We start from the raw sequence: 2,915 nt of genomic DNA, 5'->3' as shown, positions 1-2,915 counted from the left end.
GGCGAGAACTTCGCGCTCACGGCGGCGCACCGGCGCCAGAGGCTGGGCCAGCGCGTCGTCGGGCTCGACCCCGAGGCCGATCTGGGTATCGAGGCGCCGACCTCGAGGTCGCGTGTGTGGGTTCAGTTCGTGTCCCGACCTCGAGGGCGCATCTCTGCGAACCCTGAACCCGGAAGCGAGAACCCTACCCGGCGCTAAAGCCGCCGACGGTCTTGGTCTCCTCGCGCTCCAACACGACCAAGCACGCGAACTGGGCGGGCGACGTGGCCCCGCCGGTCCCGCCCATCGCCGCGGTCGAGATCAGACGCCAGCCGTCGTTGAGGTGATCGGTGAGGGCGTCGACAGTCTCGGCGTCGTGGCCGGGGGCGTAGTGGACGACGAGGGCTTTGCGTTCGTTTGCCATTTTTTTGGAGTTGGCCTCGAGGCCGGAGAGTGGTGTAGCGATGCGGGGGGCGTTCTCGCAGTAGTGGTCGTCCTCGAGGACGTGCCAGTCGTTCTCAAAAGAGCTAGACGTCCTCGAGGGCAGGCGGATCAAACAGTTTGGTAAACGTGAACGCCCTCGAGGTCGGGCCGTCGGCGTGGAGCGCGTCGAGCCTCTCGCCGGCCTCGAGAGGCGTCGGGTGGTGGCCGGCGGGGACCCACCACAGCGCGTAGTGGGGCCGGCCGAAGTTCTGGAACCACTCTTTGCGTCGCTTGACGTAGTGGGTGTGACCCGACTGGTAGGTGTAGTCGCGCAGCGCCTCGACCGACTCCCAGACGCTCATGTTGACCAGGACCGTGTCGTCCTCGAAGGGACGGAGCGACGTCGCGTCGTCGCCGTCTTGCAAGCGCCAGACGAAGCCCGGCGTCCGCTCGGCCAACAGGTTGATCGGGTCGAGGGCACGCTGGAATTCAGCCATCACCTCGCCGTCCATGGGACCGAGGATGCGACCGACATTGACCTGGGCGATGTGGTGCGTCATGCGTTCGGGTCCGTCGAGGATGGAGAGAGCAGAAGAGTCTCCTTTGGCAGGCGACCGACTTGCCGTCGAACGTGATCGCTGGAGAGTCGCGGTGCCAGCCCGAGGCGGCGCATATGTTGCGTAGATCCCAGACGTACCGGAGTATTTCGGTGGCGGACCGTTGCTCACTCGGCATCGCCCTCGAGGGCGGGAGTGACCGTCTCGCCGTCCATCAGCGCGATGAACCGGTCGAACAAGTAGCGGCTGTCGTGCGGGCCGGGGCAGGCCTCGGGGTGGTACTGGACCGAGAACCCGCGGAACCGTTGGTACTCGAGCCCCTCGACCGTGTCGTCGTTGAGGTTGCGGTGGTCGACGCGCGCCACGCCCTCTAACCCGTCCTCGAGGACGGCGAACCCGTGGTTCTGGGTCGAGATCTCGACGCGGCCCGTCGCGAGGTTCAAGACCGGGTGGTTGGCGCCGCGGTGGCCCACCTTCATTTTGTAGACCTCGAGCCCTTCGGCGAGCGCGAGCAGTTGGTGACCGAGGCAAATGCCGAACAGCGGCAGGCCGGAGTCGATGGCCGCCCGAGCCGTCTCGACGGCCTCCGGCATCGCGCGCGGGTCGCCCGGACCGTTCGAGAGAAAAACGCCGTCGGGTGCCCACTCGAGGACGTCCTCGAGGGCGGTTCCGGCGGGGAAGACGCGGACGGCGCAGCCCAGGTGCGCGAACGAGCGCAAGATGTTGCGCTTGACGCCGTAGTCGTAGACCGCGATGCGGCGCTCGCCCTCCGAAAAGTCGTACGGCTCGCTCACCGTGACGCCGCTCGCCAGCTCCAGGCCGGCCATGCTCGGTACCGCTTTGGCCTTCGCCACGAGCGACGCGTCCTCGAGGTCGGACGACGAGATGACGCAGTTCATCACGCCCTTCTCTCGGATGTGGCGGACCAGGCGGCGCGTGTCCACGCCCGAGATCCCGACCAGCCCGTGCCGCGTCATGTACGCGTCGAGTGTTTCTTCGGAGGCGTGGTTCGAGGGATTCCGGGAGTATTGCCGAACGACCAGCCCGCTGACGTGGGGCCGGTCGGCCTCGGTCGCGTCCTCGAAGGCGCCGTAGTTGCCGATGTGCGGGTACGTCATCATCATGACCTGGCCGGCGTAGCTCGGGTCGGTCAGGATCTCCTGGTACCCGCTCATCGACGTGTTGAAGCACAGCTCACCCGTCGTCTCGCCTACGGCGCCGATGGCCGTGCCGGTCACGACGGTCCCGTCGGCGAGGGCGAGCTTGGCGGGGGTGTCAGTCATGGCGAAGGAGCGAGACGGGGGGATACAAAAAAAGCCTCCCAAAATGGAAGGCTAGCGGCCGTCGGGCCGGGCGGCTGCCGAAGCAGCAAGGGGCAGGAAGGTCCAGGCGAGCATGTCGTCCGACGGTTTCTCAAAGCTACAGAGCGAATGAGCTAGAGGTCGGTGTCCCGGCCAGATTCACACGGCGTTGGCACCGTCGCACGCTGGGCCATCCTCGAGGCCGGCGAAGCCCACGTGCCCTCAGCAGATCGCCGTCCGCCCGTATCCTCGCACACGTCCTCGAGGCCGCTCCCCGTTTCCTGCTCGTGACCTCCGCTTCCCGTTCTCGTTCCAGCACGACACGCGCCTTGGCGAGCCTGGCGGCGAGCCTGGCGGTCGTCAACGCCGCGTTCCTGCTGTGGCCGAACGTCGACCTCGAGGCCGGGATCGTTCGGCAGACAGCGGAGCAGGAGATGGTCGCGATCGAGTTGGTCGACCCGACGGCGCAGCCGCCGCCGGGCGCCGAGCCGCCTGCTCCTCCCCCGCCGCCCGTCGAGGTCGCCCTTCCGCCCGTCGAGGTACCCGACGAGGTGATCGTGGACGAGATCGTCCAGGACATCGAGATCGAGGCGCCGCCCCTACCCGACGCGCCCGCTGCTCCGCGTCCCGGACCGGTCGCGCCGCCGGCTCCCCC

Annotated in this window: 4 protein-coding genes and 1 pseudogene; 2 read left to right on the top strand and 3 right to left on the bottom strand. The window is 67.8% G+C overall.

Going from position 1 to position 2,915, the window contains the following annotated elements:
* The coding region (locus tag WBA11_RS11370; protein ID WP_424520803.1) for a hypothetical protein at positions 1 to 198 on the top strand (198 nt) is incomplete at its 5' end.
* Here WBA11_RS11370 and WBA11_RS11365 read toward each other — a convergent pair.
* The 3 genes from WBA11_RS11365 to carA form a co-directional block, all read right to left on the bottom strand.
* Positions 185 to 535 (bottom strand): hypothetical protein, encoded by a 351-nt coding sequence (locus WBA11_RS11365; protein WP_424520802.1) that lies wholly within the window; start codon positions 533 to 535, stop codon positions 185 to 187. The genes WBA11_RS11370 and WBA11_RS11365 overlap by 14 nt on opposite strands.
* Positions 507 to 962 (bottom strand): DUF3291 domain-containing protein, encoded by a 456-nt coding sequence (locus tag WBA11_RS11360; RefSeq protein WP_424520801.1) that lies wholly within the window; start codon positions 960 to 962, stop codon positions 507 to 509. Before WBA11_RS11360 ends, WBA11_RS11365 begins: the two co-directional genes overlap by 29 nt.
* A gap of 164 nt (positions 963 to 1,126) precedes the next feature.
* Positions 1,127 to 2,242, bottom strand: a complete 1,116-nt coding sequence (carA, locus tag WBA11_RS11355) for a glutamine-hydrolyzing carbamoyl-phosphate synthase small subunit (RefSeq protein WP_424520800.1) — start codon at positions 2,240 to 2,242, stop codon at positions 1,127 to 1,129.
* 305 nt (positions 2,243 to 2,547) lie between these two features.
* Here carA and WBA11_RS11350 point away from each other — a divergent pair.
* Positions 2,548 to 2,915, top strand: a pseudogene (locus WBA11_RS11350) (hypothetical protein); the annotation flags it as partial.

The organism is Rubrivirga sp. (assembly GCF_049648075.1).
Classification (GTDB): Bacteria; Bacteroidota; Rhodothermia; order Rhodothermales; family Rubricoccaceae; genus Rubrivirga.
Note: the sequence above shows the minus strand (reverse complement) of the source record. Positions and strands in the feature narration are given on the sequence as shown.

What these genes read in the sequence shown, in the direction of transcription:
- WBA11_RS11360 (WP_424520801.1), bottom strand. Translation starts at nt 962, where the DNA reads ATGACGCACCACATCGCCCAGGTCAATGTCGGTCGCATCCTCGGTCCC.
- carA (WP_424520800.1), bottom strand. Translation starts at nt 2,242, where the DNA reads ATGACTGACACCCCCGCCAAGCTCGCCCTCGCCGACGGGACCGTCGTG.